The sequence below is a fragment of the Sphingomonas sp. P4_G2 genome (assembly GCF_056401155.1).
Genome location: NZ_JBFUJY010000016.1, coordinates 1 through 21015, shown reverse-complemented (window position 1 = coordinate 21015; position 21015 = coordinate 1). Strand labels below are relative to the sequence as shown.

Here is a 21015-nt window from a genome sequence, read left to right as displayed (position 1 = left end):
TTTCTCCACGATCCCGTTGCGCGTCTCGGCCGCAACGGGCAGATTCGCATGAGATGACCAGCGAGACCCACGATGCTCGATGAGAGCGATTTCCAGCGCGAGGATGCGGCGCCGATCGACATGATCGAGAGCTATTATGCCGCGCATGGCTGGGAGCATCAGCGCCACGACGATGAGGTGGTCGCGACGGTCAAGGGCAGCTGGACCGAATATGAGCTGCGCGCGCTGTGGCGTGAGGAGGATTGCGTGCTGCAATTCCTCGCTTTCCCCGACATCCGCGTGCCCGACGACCGCCGCGTCGCGATCTACGAGGCGATCGGGCTGATCAACGAGCAATTGTGGATCGGCCATTTCGAATTGTGGTCGTCGAGCGGGATCGTGCTCTATCGCCACGCGGCGATGATCGACGGCACTGATGGTGGGACACTGACGCTGGAAGGCGCCGAATTGCTGATCGAATCGGCAATCGACGAGTGCGAGCGCTTCTATCCCGTGTTCCAGTTCGTCCTTTGGGGCGGCAAGACCCCGAAGGAGGCGCTCGCGGCGTCGCTGACGGAGACGCAGGGCGAGGCGTGAGCATGGCGGCCGCGGTTCCTCGCCGGCTATGGCTGATCGGTTGCGGCAATATGGGCGGCGCGATGCTGTCGCGCTGGATCGACAGCGGCGCGTTGCAAGGCGACGCGGTCGATGTGGTCAACCGTCATGACCGCGATCTCCCCAATGGTGTGCGCCAGGCGCGTGCGCTGCCCGACGGCCCGCCGCCCGACGCGGTGATGCTGGCGATGAAGCCGCAGCAACTCGACGAGATCGTTGCTGCCTATGGCGAGCGTATCCGTCAGGCGCCGGTGCTGATCTCGATCCTAGCGGGGGTCGAGGAGGCCACGCTGACTGAGCGTTTTCCCGGCCCGGCGATCATTCGTGCCATGCCCAATCTGCCCGTCGCGCTCGGCAAGGGCGTGGTCGCGCTTTATGCCGATGGCGCCCCGCCATCCGCCAGGGACGCGGTGGCGGCATTGATGGCACCGCTCGGACTCGTCGAATGGACCGCGGATGAGGCGATGTTCGGCGCGGTCGGCACGCTCGAAGGCTGCGGCCCGGCGTTCCTGTTTCGCTTCATCGATGCGCTGGCAAAGGCCGGCGAAGCGCTGGGCATCCCTGCCGATCAGGCGGCGCGGCTGGCGCTGGCGACGATCGACGGCGCGGCATCGATGGCGTCCGGGTCGGATGCGACACCAGCAATCCTCGCCGACCGCGTCGCCAGCCCGGGCGGGTCGACACGGCAGGGACTGAACGTGCTCGATCGCGACGATGCGCTGATCCGGCTGATGACCGAGACGCTGCAGGCCGCCGAACGCCGCGGCCGCGAAATGGCCGCCGCCGCGAAGCGCTAATACTGAGGAATGTGATTAGCGCCGTTGTCCCGGCGGCACCGAATTCTCGCGCCAATTGTGGACCCGGTCGCGTTCCGTCGGCGGGATCAGCCCTTCGAGTACTGCCCAAAAGCCGGTCACCGCTTGCTGGCCTGCCGCGCTATAGGCGCGAGCGATGATGTCGCGGGCATGGTTGAACAACTCGGTGTCGAGTTCGTAGCCCGAATCGGTCAGCCGGAGCAGCCGCTGCCGCCGGTCGCGATCGCCGATCCGCGTTTCGACCAAATGGCGGTCCTCGAGCTCGGTCAGTACGCGTCCCAGCGATTGCTTGGTCACGCCCAGGATCGACAGCAATTCGCTGACCGAAATGTCGGGATGGCGGCCGATGAAATAGAGCGCGCGATGATGCGCGCGGCCGATTCCGCGCTCGCCCAGATTCTGGTCAACCGCCTTCGTCAGCCGGCTATAGGCGAAAAAGAGCATTTCGGATCCTCGGCGAATCTCGGATTCGCGGAGGAATTGGGCCGAAGCGGCTGGTGTTGGGGCAGTCATGTTGACCGGTTTTGCCACCGGGATTAATCTACGGCAAGCCTTGGACGCGCGCGATTTGTGGCGCTATGGCCGATTGTCATGAATATCGCCGCGCATTTTCCGCTCAACGCCACCGCGTCGCCCACCCCCAATGAGGTCCGCGCCGAAAAACTCGTCAATCCGGGTTTTGGCCGCGTGTTCACCGATCACATGGCGATCGCACATTACAGCGAGGAAAAGGGCTGGCACGATCTCGCCATCGCGCCGCGCCAGCCGCTGACGGTCGATCCCGCCTGCGCCGTGCTGCATTACGCGCAGGAGATTTTCGAAGGGCTCAAGGCCTATCGTGGCGCGGACGGCGGCATCACCATGTTCCGCCCCGAGGCGAATGCCCGCCGCTTCCGCCAGTCGGCCGAGCGGCTGGCAATGCCGTTATTGCCCGAGGAATTGTTCGTCGAATCGTGCCGCGCGTTGGTCAGCGCGGAGCGCGACTGGATCCCGACCAGCGAGGGCGGGTCGCTCTATCTGCGTCCGTTCATGATCGCCAGCGAGACCTTCCTCGGGGTCAAGCCGTCGTCCGACTACATCTATATGGTAATCGCTTCGTCGGTCGGTGCCTATTTCAAGGGCGGCGCGCCCGCCGTGTCGATCTGGGCGTCGGAGACGTATACGCGCGCAGCCCCCGGCGGCACCGGCGCGGCCAAGTGCGGCGGCAATTACGCCGCCAGCCTGATCGCGCAGGCCGAGGCGATCAAGCTGGGCTGCGACCAGGTCGTGTTCCTCGACGCGGTCGAACGCCGCTATGTCGAAGAACTGGGCGGGATGAACGTGTTCTTCGTGTTCGACGACGGATCGCTCGCGACTCCGCCGCTCAGCGACACGATCCTGGCCGGCATCACGCGCGATTCGCTGATCAGGCTGGCGCGCGACCGCGGCATCACCGTTCGCGAAGAGAAATATGCGCTCGATCAGTGGCGCGCCGATGCGGCAAGCGGACGGCTGATCGAGGCCTTTGCCTGCGGCACCGCGGCGGTGGTCACGCCGATCGGTCAGGTCAAGGCGAGCTCGGGCGATTTCACCATCGGATCGGGCGGCCCGGGCCAGCTCACCATGTCGTTGCGCGAATCTCTGGTCGCGATCCAGACCGGCGCGGCGCCCGATCCCTACGACTGGCTCGACCGGATCGCATAAGGGCTTTTTCAGGGCTTTGCAGGATCGCGCGCGCCGTTATAAGCGCGCGCTCCCGCCGGAACATGTCGGCGGGGAATGTTGGGGCGTCGCCAAGTGGTAAGGCAGCGGCTTTTGGTGCCGCCATTCGCAGGTTCGAATCCTGCCGCCCCAGCCAGCCTCCTGTTTCAGGAGGTTTCAAGAAGCGCCAGAAGGTGCAAAATAGCTATATATTTATAGAACCGGTGCTTGGCGATGGCTGCCAATGTGCGCCTCACCGCAGTGCCACCGGTCCTATAACGGCAAGCTTAGCCGATCGCCGCCGCGACCGCATCTGCGAGCGGCGTGGTCGGTCGGCCAATCAGCTTCGAGAGCTGGCGGCCATCGTCGAACAGCGCGCCGTTCGAGGCGTCGACATCCCACGCAGCCAAACCTTCGGCCACGCCCTCGGGAAGACCAACCTGCTTCAGGATCGCGGCATAGTCAGCCTGCGGCAGGTCACGATAGGGAATGTTCCGGCCGGTCTGGCGTGAGATTTCGGCGGCGAGGTCGGCGAGCGTCACCGCATCGTCACCCGCCAGCTCATAGGTCTTGCCCTCATGGCCACCACTGGTCAGCACGACGGCCGCCGCCTCGGCATAGTCGGCGCGTGTCGCGAGCGAGAGACGGCCGTCGCCTGCGCTTCCGACAAAGGCGCCGTTGGCGAGCGCAGCAGGGACCGAAGCGGTATAGTTTTCCGTATACCAGCCGTTGCGCAGGATCGTCGTGGCAATAGCCGAAGCGGCCAGCGCCGCCTCGGTCGCGCGATGCTCTTCGCCCAGGCTGATCGGCGAGCGGTCGGCGTGCAGCAGGCTGGTATAGACGATGCGCTTGACGCCCGCCGCCTTGGCCGCCGCAATCACGTTACGATGCTGCGCTTCGCGCTGTCCGACCTCGCTCGACGAAATCAACAGCAGTGTGTCGACCGCGGCGAGCGCCGGGGCGAGCGTGTCGGGATGCGCATAGTCGAACGCGCGCGCCTCGACGCCTAGGTCACTCGCCTTCTCGGGCGAGCGCACGAGCGCGACGATCGGCTCGCCGGCCGCCTTCTCCTTGAGACTCTTGATGACGAGGCGGCCGAGATGGCCGGTGGCTCCGGTAACGGCGATGGTCATGGATATTCTCCTTTGATGAAAGTTTTAGCCGTACATTCGGCCTGGAATTTCCTGTTGTCGTTCTTCCACTCGCTGCGGGGAGGGATTGTCTCGATGATGTCCCAATGCTCGACGACCTTGCCGTTCTCGAAACGGAACAGATCGTAGTAGGAGGTCGGCTTGTGGAGCGCCGGCGGGGCGAGGCCACGCGGCTTCAGATTCCTTGTCTTGGTTTCGAATGGGAACTAGGTGCAAATTATGCAGCAAGATGTAAAGAAGGCACCGTTGCGCCACCTGATTACCCGTAGGAAACCGATGGTCGATCCAAACGCCTATGCCGCCGCCTGCCCCAGCCGCATCGTGCTCGACCGCGTGGCGGACAAGTGGACCGTGCTGCTGCTGGGCATCCTTGCCAAGAGGCCGACGCGCTTCAACCAGCTACGGCGCGAAATCGAGGGGCTGTCTCAGAAAGTGCTGTCCCAGACACTAAAGAATCTGGAGCGGAATGGTCTCGTCACGCGCAAGGCGTTCGCGACGGTGCCCGTCACGGTCGAATATAGCATTACGCCGCTCGGCAAGACGCTCGCTGGACAGATGGAGGCGCTGCTCCACTGGGCCGAGGAGAATGTCGATCAGGTGCTGGAGGCGCAGCGCCGCTACGACGAAGCGGCGGCGTCTGCCCTCTGAGCGAGGCGTTCGAGCACGAACGATATTTGTCCGGCGCTCTACCCGCAAAAACGCACTCTGCGGAGGCGAGTTGCGATTACTGACATCATCCCACAATTCGTTTCATTGTGGCGCGCTGCATCGAACGGGGTGTCAGGCGATTTGAAAATGCAACCAGGTTGTTCAAGAAGCCGGGAATCACGGAGGCTTTCCCTCGTCCCAGGGCCCGGAGACCGCTTTCGGCGACGGGGCGGGGCTTCATGGTCAGAAGGCGCAGCATGGGCGAAACGGGAGCGTCGGCGGCCGCATCGAAGCCCGTTTCGGTGTGCCCTGGGCAAAGACTGGTGACGACTACACCGTGCGGGCGAAGTTCGTCGTGCAGAGCTTCGCCAAAAGCCAGCACATAGGACTTCGTAGCTGCGTAAGCCGCATAATTGGGAGCAGGTTGGAGTCCAAGGAGACTGGCAATGAGGAGAATCTGCCCGGTTCCCCGGGATGCCATGTCCCGCCCGAAGACATAGCTCAACTCGGTGACCGCCGTGATGTTGAGCTGAATCATATCCGCTGTGCGCTCGATCGGCGTTTCCAGAAATTCGCCGTGCAACCCATATCCCGCATTGTTGACCAGAATGTCGATCTGGAGCGCCCGTTCGTCCAGGCTGCTTTTCAACCGGGCAGCGGCTCCAGGCGCGGCAAGGTCGATCGGCTCGACAACGACATCGACGCCATGTTTCTGGCGGAGGTCGGCGGCGAGCTTTTCCATTGGCTCCCGCCGTCGGGCGGCGAGCACAAGATTGACCTTCTGCGCCGCCAGCAGCTCGGCAAATTCGAGCCCGAGGCCGCTTGAGGCGCCCGTGATCAGCGCCCGTTTTGCCCGGGCGCCATTCGGCTTTTCACCTGCGGAGATCTGCGTTCCGGTATCAGCAGCTTGTTGCATCAACTTTTCCTTTCAACGACCGTATTCCGCCCGGCGCCTTCATGTTTTCCGCGTGATATGCCCGGGCGTGCTGCCGGACGAATTCCGCAACGCCGAGCGGTGGCGAAACCGCCGAGCTAGCTCGCGGGCGAAGGGCCAACGGCTGTGATATGGCCCGGCCGCGCCGCGCCGAGCCCTTGTGCTCGCCAGTTCGCCAGCGCCTCCAACGCCGGCCTCAAGCCGTTGGCCGGATCGGCGAGCCGGTAGACTTTGCTGGCCGATGGTGGCGGCAGGGAGTGCCGCTCCACGAGCCCCGCATTTTCCAGAGCGCGAAGCCGGTCGGTCAGAACGTTCGCGCTCACGCGGGGGATGGCCGCCTTCAAATCGGAGAAACGGCGCTCTCGAAGGTTCAGGCACAACAATATCTCCAGCACCCAGCGGCCCTCGATCCAGTCGAGCGGATCGCCGTTCGGCCGCGGATGAGCAGAGGCAACCGCCGGGCTGGAAGAGGGGCGGGGGCCGGTCAAATTTCCCTCCTGCGCCATGAGGCCGCGGCGGGCCTGTGCGGGGACAGGGCCGCCCTCATGCCGCCGCCACTGCGACGGGTTCCGGACTCTGGCCGTCGGGCTTGATCCGGTACCAGAGGGCATAGAGCGCGGGCATGAAGACGAGGGTCAGGATCGTGCCGATCAGCGTGCCACCGATCAGCGTGAAAGCCATGGCTCCCCAGAACACCGAATGGGTGAGTGGGACGAAGGCGAGGACGGCGGCCAGCGCGGTCAGGATCACCGGGCGGGATCGCTGCACGGTCGCCTCGACCACGGCGTCGAACGGCGTCCGGCCGAGCCCCTCGTTCTCGTGGATCTGGCCGATCAGGATGAGCGTGTTGCGCATCAGGATGCCCGCGAGTGAGATCAGCCCCAGGATCGCATTGAAGCCGAAGGGTTGGCCGGTCAGCAGCAGCGTCGGCACCACGCCGATCAACCCGAGAGGGGCGGTCAGCAGCACGATCGCCATCGCGGAGAATTGGCGGACCTGCAGCATGATCACGATCATCATCAGCAGGATCATGATCGGGAAGACCGGCGCCAGAGCGGCATTGGCCTTGGCCGCTTCCTCGATCGAGCCGGCCATGTCGATGTGATAACCCGGCGGCAGCGTGTCGATGACCGGCCGGAGCTTTTTGAACATGGCGGTCGAGACGTCGGGTGGTTGCAGGCCGTTGGCGATGTCGCCGCGCACGGTGATCGTCGGCACGCGGTCGCGGCGGAGCAGGATCGGATCCTCCATACGCAGTTCGAGCTTCCCGATCTGGCTGATAGGAACACGCTGCCCATTCGCCGCGGTCAGGGTGAAATCGCCGATGCGCGCCGGATCGAGCCGCGTCCCGCCGGCGGAACGCGCGACAACATCGACGGTCCTGATGTCCTCGCGGGCCTGCGAGACCGTCACGCCCGAGAGCAGGAACTGGAGTTGTTCGCCGACGTCGCTCGAGGTCAGGCCCATTGCGCGGAGCCGGTCCTGGTCGAGCACGAAATGCAGCGTCGGCACGCGCTCGCCCCAATCGGTGTTGACCGTGCGCATCGTCGGGTCGGCGGTCATGATCGCGCGAACCCGGTCGGCGATGACGCGCGTCCTGTCGACATCGGGGCCGCTGACGCGGAACGCCACGGGATAGGGCGAGGGCGGGCCGAAGACGAGCTGCGTCACCCGCACGCGCGCCGCGGGAGCGAGGCCGTCGGCAGCCGCCCGCCGCAGACGCTCCTTCAAGGCATCGCGTGCTTCTTCCGATGGCGTGCGTACGACGATCTTGGCGAAAGACGGGTCGGGTAGTTCTGGCGTAAGCGACATGAAGAAGCGCGGCGCACCTTGCCCGACATAGGCGGTGACGACCTTCGATTCGGGCTGCTTGCGCAGCCAGGCTTCGACCTGCGCGCTGGCAGCGCTGGTTTGCTCGATCGAGGTGCCCTTGGGCATCTGAACTTCGATCAGGACCTCGGGCCGGTCGGACGTGGGGAAGAACTGCTTCTTCACCAGCACCATGCCCGCACCGGCGATCAGGAATGCGGCCAGCGTCGCGATCGTCACCACCCGGTTGCGCGTCACCGCCCAGCGGATCAGCCCGCGCACCCTCTGGTAGCGCGGTGTCTCATAGATGGCGTCATGGCCGCCCTGGACCGGCTTGATCGCCGGCAGCAGCTTGACGCCCATATAAGGAGTGAAAATAACGGCGACGACCCAGGAGGCGAGCAGAGCGAAGCCGACCACCCAGAAGATGTTGCCGGCATATTCGCCGGCGGTCGACCGCGCGAAGCCGACCGGCATCAGGCCGATCACCGTCACCAGCGTGCCTGCCAGCATCGGCGCCGCGGTGTGGCTCCAGGCATAGGCCGATGCCTTGATGCGGTCGAAGCCTTCTTCCATCTTCACGACCATCATCTCGATCGCGATGATCGCGTCATCGACGAGCAACCCGAGCGCGAGAACCAGCGAGCCCAACGTGATGCGATCGAGCACGCGTCCGGTCGCCCACATGATGACGAGGACGATCGCGAGCGTCAGCGGTACCGCTCCCGCCACGACGATGCCGACCCGCCAGCCGAGCGCGATCAGGCTGACGATCATCACAATCGCCAGTGCTTCGAGAAACGTCCGCATGAACTGGTCGACGGCGGCCGTGATATTCACCGACTGGTCGGTTACAGGGACCAGTGCCATTCCGAGCGGCAGCTCGGACGAGATCGCCTTGACTTCGGCGTTCAGCGATTTGCCCAGATCGAGCCCGTTCCAGCCGTCGCGCATCACCACGCCAAGCAACAGGGTCGGTTCGCCCTGATTGCGGATCAGGAAGGTGGCAGGGTCCTCATAGCCGCGCCGGACCTCGGCGATATCCGCCAGGCGCAAGGTGCGGCCATTGGCGGTGATCGGCAGGTCGCGGACCTTCTCCAGATCGTCGAATGCGCCGTCGAGCCGCACCTGCATCTGCGGGCCGTTCGCTTCGATCGCGCCCGCCGGGGTAATCAGGTTCTGCTGCGCCAGCGCCGAGAATATCGCGCGCGGCGCGATGCCCAACGTCGCCAAACGGTCCTGTGCGAACTCGACGAAGATCCGCTCTCGCTGCTCTCCGACGATATTGACCTTCTTGACGCCGGGCACATGCAGCAGCCGCTGGCGCAGCGACTCCGCCTGGCGGACGAGGTCCCGCTGCGGTTCGCCCTTTGCCTTCAAGGCATAAAGCGCGAAGGTCACGTCGCCATATTCGTCGTTGACGAACGGCCCCGCTACGCCCTGCGGCAGGTTGGGCGCCTCGTCCTGCAACTTCTTGCGCGCCTGGTAAAATTGCTCCGGCACCTCCGATGGGGGTGTCTGATCGCGCAGAATCAGCGTGGTGAACGCAAGGCCAGGCCGCGTGAACGTCTCCGCGCGGTCGTACCAGCGCAGCTCCTGGAGGCGTTTTTCGAGCGGCTCGGCGACCTGGTCCTGCATCTCCTGTGCGGTGGCGCCGGGCCAGGCCGAGACCACGGTCATTTGCTTGATGGTGAAGCTAGGATCCTCGGCGCGGCCCAGGCTGAGGAAGGCGACAATCCCGGCAGCGGAGATGGCGATGATGAAGAATAAAGTGACCGCCCGCTCGCGCACCGCCAGCGCGGACAGGTTGAACCTGCCGCTGGGTTCAGGAGCGCCGCTCAACGCACCGCTCCCGCATCGATGCGGACGGCCTCACCCTGATGGAGCATGTGCGCGCCCAGCGCGACGAAGCGCTCGCCCGACCGCAATCCGGCCGACACGACGGCATTTTCCTCACCGATGGAAGCCAGGCGCACCGGCCGCCACGTCACCTTGGCGTCGGTCTTGCCGGTGACGACCCAGACTCCCGGTCCGCGCCCGGGGTCGTAAATCGCGCCGAGCGGAACGGAAATGGCCTGAGGTTGACCGGGAACGCCGACGCGGACGGTTACCGTCGAACCCAATGGCGCGGTCGCGGGGGCGCCGGCCAGCACGAACCGGGCTTCGAAGGTTCGCGTCGCCGGATCGGCGGAATCGCTCAACTGGCGCAAGCGCGCGGTGCCGGTGAGACCGCTGTAGGTCCGCGCCTCCGCCACCGTATCCAGCGCAGGGCGAAGCGTCTCGGGCAGCGCGACGATCGCTTCGCGGGGACCTGACCGCGCCAGCCGAACGACGGTCTGGCCCGCGGTCACCACCTGGCCCGGCTCGACCAGCGTTTCGGCGACGGTGCCGTCCGCGTCGGCGACCAGCACGGTATAGCTGGCATCGTTCCGGCTGACGCGCGCTTGTGCTTCCGCAGTCGAAAGCGCGGCCCGGGCGGAAAGGGCGTCGGCCTTTTTCTGTTCATAGAGCGACGCCGACGCTGCGCCCGCCGAAACCAGATCGCGATAGCGAAGCTCGTCGGCACTGGCCTGGGCCGCGCGGGCCCGGGCGGCCTCGACCGCTCCCGCCGTAGCTTGCGTCGCGAGCCTGTAGTCGGTCGGGTCGATCCGCATCAGCGGTTGGCCGCGGCGGACGACCTGGCCGGCGTCGACCAGTCGCGCCACAACCTTGCCGCCGACGCGGAAGGCGAGGTCGCTCTGCACGCGCGCGCCGACGATCCCGGTGAATTCGCGTGCAGACCCTTCGGCCAGCCCCGCTTGGGCGGTCCGCACCAGCGGCGGCGCAGTACGCGGATCGGCGTCCGATCGTCCGCATCCGGCAAGCGCGCCGGCCACCAGTCCGAGAATTCCGATGCTTCGCGCGCAAGACGATATCGACACGCAGGTTCCTCCTGTTTCAGTAGGAACTCTATGTCATCTTGTGACCAATGTGTCAACTAGTCACATGTAATCAATTCGTCCTAGGGCGCGAGGCTGCGCAGTACCAATCCGGTCACCTCGGTTTGGGCATCGGGAAGGAGGTCGAGGCTGCGCTCGAGAAAAACGGGGTCGATGAAGGGCCTCAGCGCATAGAAAATCGACCGGCAGGTCTCGTCGAGCGGCGTCTTGCGCTCGAACTCGCCGCTCTCGCGTCCTTCCCTCAGAATCTCTTCGAGCAGGCTCTGGAGGCGCTCGGTATAGGCTCGCGCGACCTCCCAGTTTTCGGACGAGGCATTGACCGCGATCTCGTAAAGCTTGCGATCGGAGAAGAGCAGGTCGACGGTTGCAGTGGTCGCGGTTCTCGCAAATCTGCGCAGCTTATCGGTTGCGTCCTGCCCTTGGTCCACCGCCTCCCGGACCTGGTCGAACAGCGCATCCACGCAGTCGCCGCAGATCGCCTCGCCGATCGCCTGCTTCGATTCGAAAAACCGGTAGATATAGGCTTTGGAGAAGCCGATCTCCCGCGCCAGATCCGCCACCGTCGTCTTCGCATAGCCATAATGAGCGAAGCATTCGCGCGCGGCCTTGACGATCTGATCCCGGACCGAATGTTCTGCCGGCCCGCGTACGGGCGCTGCCTTTTCTGCAATCTGCGTTTTCATGACCAACCTTTAGCGCGAAAGTCGGCGATTGACAAATTGTGACCAATTGCGTTATTGGTCACATGAAACTCATCAGCTGATCGGCGATATTCCATGCGCTTCTTTCGTACCCTGATCGCGGCATCCACAACGGCTCTTCTCGCGGGTTGCGCGGTCGGTCCTAGCTATGTTGCGCCGCAGATGGCCGCACCGCCAGCTTTCATCGGCGGTCCTGCGGTCGATGCCAATGCCGAGCGGGCAGCCAAGGTCGACCTGGCCAATTGGTGGCGGTCTTTCGACGATCCGCTGTTGGCGAGCCTGGTCGATCGGGCGCTGGCGCAAAACCTGGATCTGCAACAGGCCCGCGCTCGCGTGATGCAGACGCGCGCCGCGCTACGCTACGCCAATGCCGACCTTCTTCCGTCGGGTCAGATCAGCGGCCAGGCGAGCGAGAATTATCAGTCACGCGAGACACCGCAGGGCCGGATCGCCAGCGCACTGCCGGGTTTCCAGAGAGAGGCGCAGAGCTATGAGCTGAACCTCGGCGCGAGTTGGGAAATCGATCTGTTCGGCGGCAAGGATGCCGCGCGCGACGCGGCCCGCGCCGATTGGCAGGCTTCCTCCGCGGCGGCGGTTGCCGCCCGGCTCGCCGTCGCCGCGCAGACCGCTGACACCTATATCGCGATCCGCGGCCTGCAGGCGCGACTCGGGGTCGCGCGGGACCAGCAAAAGATCCAGCAACAGTTGGTCGAGCTGACTGCGCTGCAATATCGCAAGGGCGTCGCGGCGGAGCTGCAACTGAGCCAGGCCCAGGGTGCGCTTGCGCAAGTGAAAGCCGCCATTCCGGAGCTCGAGCAGAATCTCGACAGCTCGATGAATGCCTTGGACGTCCTGCTCGGGCTCCAGCCTGGCTCGACCCGTCCTGAGCTTGCGGCTGTCGCGCCGATCCCGATCGTCCCCCCGGTTTCCAGCGCGGGTGGCCCTGCGGCCTTGCTGCGGCGGCGTCCCGACATCATCGCGGCCGAGCGCACGCTTGCCGCATCGAACGCCCGCATCGGCGTCGCCATCTCGGAATATTATCCCAAATTCTCGCTGAGCGGTCTGCTCGGCACGGCGACGATGGGCGTGGGCAGCTTGTTCGGGGGGGGAGCCACCCAGGCGAGCGGAATCCTCGGGTTGCGCTGGCGGCTGTTCGATTTTGGCCGCATCGATGCCGAGATCGCTGCCGCGCGCGGCCGCAACAGCGAAGCGTTGGCCGCCTATCGCCTCGTCGTCCTGCGGGCCTCGGAGGATGTCGAGAACGCCTTTTCAAGCGTGGTTAAACAACAGGCACGCGCGCAAATCCTTGCCGAGGGCGATACGTCGCTGAGCAAGGCTCGGGGCTCAGCTTTTGCGGCGTACAAAGCTGGCGCATCCAGCCTGCTCGAGGTGCTCGACGCCGACCGGCGCGTGCTGGAGACGCGCGACGCCGAAATTCAGGCAAAGGCGGCCGCCGCTCGCGCCGCCGTCGCTTCGTACCGGGCGTTGGGCGGCGGCTGGGATGCGCCGACGCCAATCGCGGAGCCCGTGGCAGCGGCGCAATGAGCTTGAACTTCGCCATTTGCCGGTTCACCTGCCCACCGACCTGATCGTGCACGAATCCCGCGGCGGGTGAATCGAAACCAGCTTTTTGTAAAATTGGCGAGGGGTTGGTGCCGTTATCTAAAGATTAACCAAGAAACCTCACGTGACCTTGACGGTGTTTGCCGCACGACGTGCGCTTACCCTCACGATTGGCTTGCCGTGCTTCCCCTTCAACACATCATTCTAGAGATGATTGCGACCGGAAGCTCTCTGGAGGCCACCGCCGATCGTCTTTGCTCCGAAGTCGAGGCTTTGCTGCCTGGTGTTATCTGCTCCGTTTTGACGGTCGATCGCGGCGGCTTCCTGCGTCCACTATCGGCGCCTAGCCTGCCGTCGGACTATTCCGCAGCGCTGGATGGTATCCCAATCGGACCCGCAGCAGGCTCGTGCGGAACGGCCGCATATCTCAAGAAGCCGGTGGCCGTCGCGGACGTCGCGAGCGATCCCAAATGGGCCGCATTCAGGCACCTTGTTCTGCCGCTGGGGCTGGCGGCGTGCTGGTCGAGCCCTATCAGCGACGCGAGCGGAATGGTCTTGGGAACCTTCGCGATCTATTATCGCGAGCGGCGCGGCCCGACCCCAGCTGAAGAGCAGATCGTCGCAAACTGCACCCACCTTTGCGCGATCGCGATGGAGCGACACGACCGTTTGCTCGAGCACGAGCGTAAGGCGAACGTCGACGAACTCACCGGGCTATTGAACCGTGCTTCCTTCAATCGCGCGCTCGCAGGCTTGTCGTGTGACGAGCCCGGATCCTGGGCAATCATGGTCCTCGATCTGGACAATCTGAAGGTGACGAACGACACCTTTGGTCATCATGTCGGCGACGAGCTCTTGCGGGAGGTCTCATCCCGGCTCGCTACTGCCTCAGCGCCGGCAAAGGCCTTTCGGATCGGGGGCGACGAGTTTGCGATCATCTGGGAAACGCCGGAGGCACTTCGGGATATCTCCGATACGGCACAGCGCATCCTCAATTGCCTGGCTGAGGCGGCTTCATGCGATGGGCATTTGGTCTCTCCGCAGGCGACGATCGGCGGCGCCGTGCTGTCGATCGGAGATGCGACTGCTGAGACAGTCCGCCAGAAGGCGGATTTCGCTCTATATCACGCCAAAGAGACGGGCAGGGGCGGGTTCGTCCGCTACTGGCCCGGCATCGGGACGGCGATCACGAAACGGCTAACGGCTATTCGCGACCTTGGGGACGCGCTTCGCGAGAATCGCGTCGAGGCCTATTATCAGCCAATCTTCCGCCTCGACACGCGCGAAGTGGTCGGCGTCGAGGCGCTCTGCCGCCTGATGACGCCTGACGGTGAAATCATTCCCGCCGCGGCGTTCAGCGATGCGACCTCGGATGCGCAGATCGCGTGCTCGCTGACAGAACGCATGCTGGGACGCATCGTGGCCGACATCCGCCACTGGCTCGACCTTGGCATAGCATTTCAGCATGTTGGTCTGAACGTGTCCTACGCCGACGTCCATCGCGGCAAGCTCGGCGGTCAGCTCAGCGCTGCGTTCGCGGCCGCGGATGTGCCACTCAAGCATCTAATCGTCGAGATCACCGAGAATGTTTATATGGGGCGCCGTGACCATGTCATCGCCCGTGAAATCAAGGCGATGCGAGCGCTGGGACTACGGGTGGCGCTCGACGACTTTGGTACCGGCTTCGCCTCCCTGACCCATCTGCTAACCGTCCCCGTCGACATTCTCAAGATCGACAAGAGTTTTGTAGACAGCCTCTCGCCGGGAAATCCCAGCAGCGTGATCGTCGAGGGACTTTTGAGCATCGCCGAAAAGCTCGGCATCCGCGTGGTCGCCGAGGGTATAGAGACCGAGAGCCAGGCGGAGCAGTTGAGCGCCCTGGGCTGCGTACTCGGGCAAGGTTACCTGTTCTCGCCAGCGGTCGATCGCGTCGCCATGACCGAAATGCTGGTTCGATTCGGGCAATCGTTGCCCGCAGAAAGGCCGTCGCGGGGCGCCGCATGGATGCACACCGGCGGCGCGGATGTCGGCGCCAATCAGAGCGCGCGTCTCTTGAGACAAGGCGGGCAGTAAAGCGCCGATCATAAGCCTGCCGCCGCCAGGATCGCGCAATGAACGCCGGCGACATTGGGAGCTCCCGCAGGCGGGCTACACCGGCCCGAGACTTGTGCCATCCTACGCGGCTCTCGGACCGGGTAGATGGATCCTGCCGCCCCAGCCAATCAGTCCGACGCCTGGACGATGGCCGCTTCGGTCGTCAGCAGCAGTCCCGCGACCGACGCTGCGTCCTGCAGTGCCGAGCGGACGACCAAGGTCGGGTCGATCACGCCGGACTGGACCAAATTCTCATAGGTTTCGGTCTGGGCGTTGAAACCCATGTCCGGATCGTTGCCCTCTATCAGCCTTGCGCAGACCACGCCGCCGTCATGGCCCGCATTCTCGGCGATCTGGCGCAGCGGCGCCGACAGCGCCCGGCGGACGATGTCGATGCCACGATCCTGGTCGGCATTGTCGCCCTTCACATCCTCCAGCGCGCTCACCGCGTGGAGCAGCGCGGTTCCGCCGCCGGGGAGGATTCCCTCCTCCACCGCGGCGCGCGTGGCGTGGAGCGCGTCGTCGACGCGATCCTTGCGTTCGGTCATCTCGACTTCGGTCGATGCGCCGACCCGGATGATCGCGACGCCGCCCGACAGCTTCGCCAGTCGCTCCTGGAGCTTTTCCTGATCATATTCGCTGTCGGTATTCTCGATCTGCTGGCGGATGGCTTCGACCCGTGCGGCGATAACCGCGGGATCGCCCGCGCCGTCGACGATCGTCGTGTCGCTCTTGTCGATCGAGACGCGCCGGGCGGTGCCGAGCATGTCCAGCGTCACACCCTCGAGCTTGATGCCGAGCTCTTCGCTGACGACCATGCCCTTGGTCAGGATCGCGATGTCCTCGAGCATCGCCTTGCGGCGATCGCCAAAGCCCGGCGCCTTGACCGCGGCGACCTTCAGGCCGCCGCGCAGCTTGTTGACGACGAGCGTAGCCAGCGCGTCGCCTTCGATATCCTCGGCGATGATCAACAATGGCCTGGCCGCCTTGGCGGCGGCCTCGAGGATCGGCAGCAACGCTTCGAGCTTCGACAGCTTCTTCTCATGGATCAGGATGCACGGGTCCTCGAGCTCGACCGTCATCTTCTCGGCATTGGTCACGAAATAGGGGCTGAGATAGCCGCGATCGAACTGCATGCCCTCGACGATTTCGAGCTCGAACTCCATGCCCTGCGCGTCTTCGACCGAAATCACGCCTTCCTTGCCGACCTTGTCCATCGCCTTGGCGATCATCCGGCCGATTTCCTCGTCGCCATTGGCGGAGACGATGCCGACCTGGGCGATCTCGTCATTGTTGGCGACCGGCCTGGAGCGCGTCGCCAGATGTTCGACGACGCGGATGACGGCGAGGTCGATGCCGCGCTTGACGTCCATCGGGTTGACCCCTGCGGAAACTGATTTGAGTCCCTCGCGGACGATCGCCTGGGCGAGCACGGTGGCGGTGGTCGTGCCGTCGCCGGCATGATCCTGGGTTCGCGAGGCGACCGCGCGCATCATCTGCGCGCCGAGATTCTCGAACCTGTCCTGAAGCTCGATGTCCTTGGCGACGGTCACGCCGTCCTTGGTGATCCGGGGTGCGCCATAGCCCTTGTCGATCAGAACGTTGCGGCCCTTGGGGCCGAGCGTTGCTTTGACGGCATCCGCGAGCAGATCGATCCCGCGCGTGATTGCCTCGCGCGCGTCGCGCGAGAATTTGATGTCTTTGGCTGGCATGGAAATCGGGCCGTTCGGTTGCTGGAACGCGACGGAAGCGTCGCTATCACAACCGAAGCCAGCGCTGCGATCTGCGAATTGGCACTAAGGAAGCGCGAGTGCCAGTGCCCCACATGTGGGGGCAATCGCGATTATGCGCAAGACGGCGACCGGGGCATTTCGACCCCCAGCCGGTCTCGGCCGGCTGGGAGCCCCATCCGATAGCGTCAGTCAGCCGGTTCCAGCTTGTCCGCGGTACGCAGCTCGAAATCGCTCGCGTCGTGGCGCTCGTGGAGTTGTTCGGACGGCTCGCCCATCACGCGATTGACCATGCGGCCGCGCTTGAACGCCGGCCGCTCGAAGATCTGGTCGGTCCAGCGGATCACGTTCTTATAGTCCTGCACCTGCAGGAACTCGCCGGCGTCATAGGCCAGCCCCTTGACCAGCGCGCCGTACCAGGGCGCGGTTGCCATGTCGGCGATCGAATAATCCTTGCCGCCGAGATATTCGCTCTCGCCCAGCCGGCGGTCGAGCACGTCGAGCTGACGCTTCACTTCCATCGCATAGCGGTTGATCGGATATTCCTGCTTGAACGGCGCATAGGCATAGAAATGCCCGAAGCCGCCGCCGAGGAACGGCGCGCTGCCCATCTGCCACATCAGCCAGGACAGGACTTCGGCGCGAGCCGGATAATCCTTGGGCAGGAATTCGCCGAACTTCTCGGCCAGGTAGATCAGGATCGCGCCGGATTCGAACACGCGCACGGGCGCGGCCGGGTCGGTGTGATCCATCAGCGCGGGGATCTTGGAATTGGGGTTGGCGGCAACGAAGCCGCTGCCGAACTGGTCGCCCTGGTTGATGCGGATCAGCCAGGCGTCATATTCGGCGCCGGTGTGACCGAGCGCGAGCAATTCTTCGAGCATGACCGTCACCTTCACCCCGTTGGGCGTGGCGAGCGAATAGAGCTGCAGCGGATGCTTGCCGATCGGCAGCTCCTTGTCGTGGGTCGGCCCGGCGATCGGCCGATTGATATTGGCGAACGCGCCGCCGTTTTCCTTGTCCCAGGTCCAGATCTTCGGGGGGGTGTAATCGGTCGGCTCGCTCATCGGTGCAGCTCCACGTTTCGCGGCCGGAACTTCCCGGTCGCGCCGACGCTAGCTAGGAAGCCCGATCGGGTTTCGCCACCTTGAAGGCGCGCCCTCAAGGGTTCTCCTGAGACTATCGGTGTTGTCGCTAGTGCGATGCCGATCGCGCGCCCGTGCCATCACGCGATCGCAGGGTCGTCACGCCTCCAATACCGCATGGGCTCGCACCGGAAACGTGCCCATCTTGCTGACCTTTGGCGGCACTGCCCAAAAGCGGAATCCGTCGATCGGGAGCTCATCCATATTGGTCATATGCTCGACGATCGGGATGCCCGCGCCGAGCAGGATCGTATGCACCGGCCGTTCGCCGCCGGAAACATCGTCGATATTGTAGGAATCGATGCCGACGACCAGCGCGCCGTGATCGCGCAGATAAGTGGCGGCATCGGCGGTAAGGAACGGGTGGTCCTCGAAATATTGATCGGTCCGCCAATGGCGATCCCACCCGGTCTGCACCAGCACCGCGCGGCCGCCGACATCGCTCGCGGCAAAGGCGGTCCAGTCGATCGCGCGCGCCGCTTGCCCCGCGACACGCACCACGACGGCGGGAACGCCGCTGACGCGGTCGAGATCGAGCCCGGAAAGGTCATAGCCCTCGGCGTAACGATGGAACGGCGTGTCGAGATAGGTGCCGGTATTTCCGACCATTTCGATCTTGCCGATCTGGAACTCGGTCCCTTCGGCATAAATCGCGCGCGATTGCTCGCGCGATAGATGATCGCACATCAGGGGAGCAGGCAATCCCTTATAGGTGATCATGCCGTCTTCGATCGTATGGCTGAGGTCGATGCGGCGGCTCGTGTCGGCCACCGTCGGTCGAGCGGCCACGGCGGCGCGTTTGTGGCGCTCCTCGATGATCCGCTTGTTGAGGATCCGCACCGTGCCGACCATGAGCAGCCGCAGATCGGCGATGATATAGGCTGCGAGCGCGTCGTCGGTGATGTCGTCGCCATCGATATCGAGCCGGAAATCCTGGCCCTGGATGCCGCCCCCGTTCGAAAATTCGACCTCGAAATCGAAACACGCCCGCTTGTCGCCCACCATTCTTACCTTTCCAGCCGCGCTAAGTCGTGACGCCGATCTAGTGTCAAATCGTCCTGTCACGCCAGCGCGAACGCGGCAGGATCGTCACGATGAACTATCCGATGCGCCTCCGGCACAAACCCGGTATCATGGGTGCGGCGGCGGATGGTGAAGGTGAGGTCAGGTTGATAGCGGTGCGCGAGCGGGGGCGCAGCGGCGGATCGGAAGCCGAGATGGCGCTGTTCGCGCGCGTCGTGGGTGGCGACCGGGCGGCGTTCGAGGAATTGTACCGCCTCTACCATCCCCGGCTGACGCGGTTCCTGCTCAACCTGATCCGGCGGCCGACCCTGGTCGAGGAAGTGCTCGACGACACGATGATGGTGGTGTGGGATCGCGCCGACAGTTTCAACGGCGCGAGCAAGCTGTCGACCTGGATTTTCGCCATTGCCTATCGCAAGGCGATGAAGGGGCTGAAGCGGCAGGACGAGGCGGTCGAGGATAAGGACGCCGAGAACCGTATCAGCGACGCGGCGAGCCCCGAGGAAGTATCGAGCCGCCACCGCATCAATGCCTTGCTGATGCGCGCGATGGACGAATTGTCGGCGGCGCACCGGGCAGTGGTGGACCTGACGTATTTCCACGAACTGGGCTATCGCGAGATCGCGACGATCCTCGAATGCCCGGTCGACACGGTGAAGACCCGCATGTTTCATGCTCGCCGGCACCTCAGGCGTCGCCTGGCCGGCGAGTTGACCGACTGGATTTAGGAAGACGTTCGATGGCTGAGATCATCCGGCTGCGCGGCAGCCCTCATGAACAGGCGCAGCACTTGCTGCCCTGGTACGTCAACGGCACGCTGGAGGCCGACGACGCGGCAATGGTCGAGGCGCATCTCGCCGAGTGCGCCGAATGCCGCGCCGATCTGGCGGCGGAACAGGTCCTCGCGCGAGAGGTCGCAGCGCTGCCGATCGATGTCGAACATGCCTGGGCGGCGCTAAGCGAGCGGATCGACACGGCGGGACCGCCTCGCCGGCTGGCCGAGCCGGTGCCGTTCCTGCGCCGCAGGGTGGCGATGGGCTGGGCGCTCGGTGGGCCGCTCGCGGCTGCCGCCGCGGTCGCGTTTGCTGTCATGGTTGTGCCGGACGCTCCATCGCCCGCCGGAGAAACCTATCGTGCGCTGGGATCGGCGCCGACGGCACAGCCGGGCAACGCGCTGGTGATGTTCCGGCCCGATGCGCGCGACAGCGACCTGCGGGCTGCACTGACCAAGGCAGGCGCGCGCGTCGTCGACGGCCCGACGGCGGGCGGCGCTTATATCGTGCGGATCGCCCCTGATCGCCGGGGCCAGGCGATCGACGGCCTGCGCGCCACGCCGCAGGTCGTGCTGGCCGAGCCGATCGACCCTGGATCGCAGCCATGACCTGGCGCGGATGGTTCCGGCTCTGCCTGGCCTTGTGCGGTGCCGCCGCGCTCGGCGTGGTGACGCCAGGCCATACGCAGGAGCGGCCGACCGCCGACGCCGATCGCCAGATACTGGTGATGCTCAAGATGGCGCCGCCGCATTACCGGCCCGGCGGGAGCTATGGCGGCAGTTACGGTGACACGACGGCGATGGCCGCGCGGCGGCGCATGGCGGCAGAAATCGCGCGGCGCAACGGGCTGAAGCTGGTCGATGGCTGGCCGATGCCGCTGATCGGGGTCGATTGCTATGTCATGCGCGTGCCCGATGGCAGGGCGCTCGACGCGGCGATCGCCCAGGTGTCGAAGGAGCCGGGGGTCGCCTGGTCGCAGCCGCTGCAAACGTACCAGGCGCGCGGTTCGCCCGCCGGGGCCGCGCTCAACGACCCTCTCTTCCGAGCAGAGCCCGCCGCCATAGCCTGGCGGCTCGCCGATCTCCACCGCATCGCCACCGGCCGCAACGTTTCCGTCGCCATCATCGACAGCAAGATCGACGTTGCGCATCCCGATCTGGCCGGCCAGTTCACCGCCAATCTCGATTTCGTCGCCAATCCTGATTCCGGGCGCCGCACCGTCCCCAGCGAGGCGCATGGCACCGGCGTCGCCGGCATCGTCGGTGCCAAGGCGGGAAACGGCATCGGCATCGCCGGGATCGCGCCCGACGCGCGGATGATGGCGTTGCGGGCGTGCTGGCAGACCGCCGCCGGCCCTACGCTTTGCAACAGGCGGGCGTGCTGGCAGACCGCCGCCGGCCCTACGCTTTGCAACAG

The 21015-nt window shown here is 65.0% G+C and carries 19 protein-coding genes and 1 tRNA gene; 10 read left to right on the top strand and 10 right to left on the bottom strand.

The annotated features are described in order from the left end of the window. The first annotated feature begins 72 nt into the window (after positions 1-72). Positions 73-576 (top strand): type III secretion system chaperone family protein, encoded by a 504-nt coding sequence (locus tag AC1DRD_RS22230; RefSeq protein WP_066826540.1) that lies wholly within the window; start codon positions 73-75, stop codon positions 574-576. Between the two features lie 2 nt (positions 577-578). Beyond that, positions 579-1391 (top strand): pyrroline-5-carboxylate reductase family protein, encoded by an 813-nt coding sequence (locus AC1DRD_RS22225; protein ID WP_478043083.1) that lies wholly within the window; start codon positions 579-581, stop codon positions 1389-1391. Between the two features lie 15 nt (positions 1392-1406). Here AC1DRD_RS22225 and AC1DRD_RS22220 read toward each other — a convergent pair whose 3' ends face one another. Further along, positions 1407-1922: a MarR family transcriptional regulator gene (locus AC1DRD_RS22220; RefSeq protein WP_478032982.1), complete on the bottom strand. Its 516-nt coding sequence runs from the start codon at positions 1920-1922 to the stop codon at positions 1407-1409. Between the two features lie 78 nt (positions 1923-2000). On the opposite strand from AC1DRD_RS22220, the gene AC1DRD_RS22215 reads away from it, so the two are divergent. Both AC1DRD_RS22215 and AC1DRD_RS22210 read left to right on the top strand, forming a co-directional pair. Beyond that, a complete protein-coding gene (locus AC1DRD_RS22215; RefSeq protein ID WP_478032956.1) occupies positions 2001-3092 on the top strand; it encodes a branched-chain amino acid aminotransferase in 1092 nt (363 codons plus the stop codon). Between the two features lie 79 nt (positions 3093-3171). Then, positions 3172-3246: transfer RNA gene (locus AC1DRD_RS22210), tRNA-Gln, on the top strand. Positions 3247-3376: 130 nt separating this feature from the next. Here AC1DRD_RS22210 and AC1DRD_RS22205 read toward each other — a convergent pair. Next, on the bottom strand, positions 3377-4222 hold the full coding sequence (locus AC1DRD_RS22205) for an SDR family oxidoreductase (RefSeq protein WP_478043082.1): 846 nt from the start codon (positions 4220-4222) through the stop codon (positions 3377-3379). Between the two features lie 237 nt (positions 4223-4459). Here AC1DRD_RS22205 and AC1DRD_RS22200 point away from each other — a divergent pair, with 237 nt between their 5' ends. Then, positions 4460-4888, top strand: coding sequence for a winged helix-turn-helix transcriptional regulator (locus AC1DRD_RS22200; RefSeq protein WP_478043080.1), 429 nt, complete (start codon positions 4460-4462; stop codon positions 4886-4888). 85 nt (positions 4889-4973) lie between these two features. Here AC1DRD_RS22200 and AC1DRD_RS22195 read toward each other — a convergent pair whose 3' ends face one another. The 5 genes from AC1DRD_RS22195 to AC1DRD_RS22175 form a co-directional block, all read right to left on the bottom strand. After that, positions 4974-5804 (bottom strand): SDR family NAD(P)-dependent oxidoreductase, encoded by an 831-nt coding sequence (locus AC1DRD_RS22195; RefSeq protein ID WP_478032962.1) that lies wholly within the window; start codon positions 5802-5804, stop codon positions 4974-4976. 116 nt (positions 5805-5920) lie between these two features. Next, positions 5921-6310 carry a winged helix-turn-helix transcriptional regulator gene (locus AC1DRD_RS22190; protein WP_478032964.1) on the bottom strand — a complete coding sequence of 130 codons (390 nt, stop codon included), beginning with the start codon at positions 6308-6310 and terminating at the stop codon, positions 5921-5923. A gap of 55 nt (positions 6311-6365) precedes the next feature. Then, entirely contained in the window at positions 6366-9473 is a 3108-nt protein-coding gene (locus AC1DRD_RS22185) for an efflux RND transporter permease subunit (RefSeq protein ID WP_478043078.1), read from the bottom strand. Then, positions 9470-10552, bottom strand: coding sequence for an efflux RND transporter periplasmic adaptor subunit (locus tag AC1DRD_RS22180; protein WP_478043076.1), 1083 nt, complete (start codon positions 10550-10552; stop codon positions 9470-9472). The genes AC1DRD_RS22185 and AC1DRD_RS22180 overlap by 4 nt, the downstream gene beginning before the upstream one ends. An 80-nt stretch (positions 10553-10632) precedes the next feature. Then, entirely contained in the window at positions 10633-11253 is a 621-nt protein-coding gene (locus AC1DRD_RS22175) for a TetR/AcrR family transcriptional regulator (protein ID WP_478032969.1), read from the bottom strand. Between the two features lie 93 nt (positions 11254-11346). Between AC1DRD_RS22175 and AC1DRD_RS22170 the strand changes: the two genes are divergently transcribed. Both AC1DRD_RS22170 and AC1DRD_RS22165 read left to right on the top strand, forming a co-directional pair. Next, positions 11347-12816: an efflux transporter outer membrane subunit gene (locus AC1DRD_RS22170; protein WP_478043074.1), complete on the top strand. Its 1470-nt coding sequence runs from the start codon at positions 11347-11349 to the stop codon at positions 12814-12816. A 228-nt stretch (positions 12817-13044) separates the two neighbouring features. Then, positions 13045-14907, top strand: a complete 1863-nt coding sequence (locus tag AC1DRD_RS22165; RefSeq protein WP_478032972.1) for a sensor domain-containing phosphodiesterase — start codon at positions 13045-13047, stop codon at positions 14905-14907. Between the two features lie 149 nt (positions 14908-15056). Here the strand turns inward: AC1DRD_RS22165 and groL are convergent, their stop codons facing one another. From groL to AC1DRD_RS22150, 3 genes are all read right to left on the bottom strand, one after another. After that, positions 15057-16640 (bottom strand): chaperonin GroEL, encoded by a 1584-nt coding sequence (gene groL / locus AC1DRD_RS22160; protein ID WP_478032973.1) that lies wholly within the window; start codon positions 16638-16640, stop codon positions 15057-15059. Between the two features lie 206 nt (positions 16641-16846). Further along, a complete protein-coding gene (yghU, locus tag AC1DRD_RS22155; protein WP_478032975.1) occupies positions 16847-17725 on the bottom strand; it encodes a glutathione-dependent disulfide-bond oxidoreductase in 879 nt (292 codons plus the stop codon). Positions 17726-17902: 177 nt separating this feature from the next. Beyond that, positions 17903-18808: a cyclase family protein gene (locus AC1DRD_RS22150; protein WP_478032977.1), complete on the bottom strand. Its 906-nt coding sequence runs from the start codon at positions 18806-18808 to the stop codon at positions 17903-17905. An 89-nt stretch (positions 18809-18897) separates the two neighbouring features. Here AC1DRD_RS22150 and AC1DRD_RS22145 point away from each other — a divergent pair, with 89 nt between their 5' ends. The 3 genes from AC1DRD_RS22145 to AC1DRD_RS22135 form a co-directional block, all read left to right on the top strand. Beyond that, complete coding sequence (locus tag AC1DRD_RS22145) at positions 18898-19554, top strand: sigma-70 family RNA polymerase sigma factor (RefSeq protein WP_478032978.1); 657 nt, start codon at positions 18898-18900, stop codon at positions 19552-19554. Positions 19555-19565: 11 nt separating this feature from the next. Continuing rightward, complete coding sequence (locus AC1DRD_RS22140) at positions 19566-20207, top strand: zf-HC2 domain-containing protein (protein WP_478043073.1); 642 nt, start codon at positions 19566-19568, stop codon at positions 20205-20207. Then, the coding region (locus AC1DRD_RS22135; protein ID WP_478043071.1) for a S8 family serine peptidase at positions 20204-21015 on the top strand (812 nt) is incomplete at its 3' end. The genes AC1DRD_RS22140 and AC1DRD_RS22135, both read left to right, overlap by 4 nt.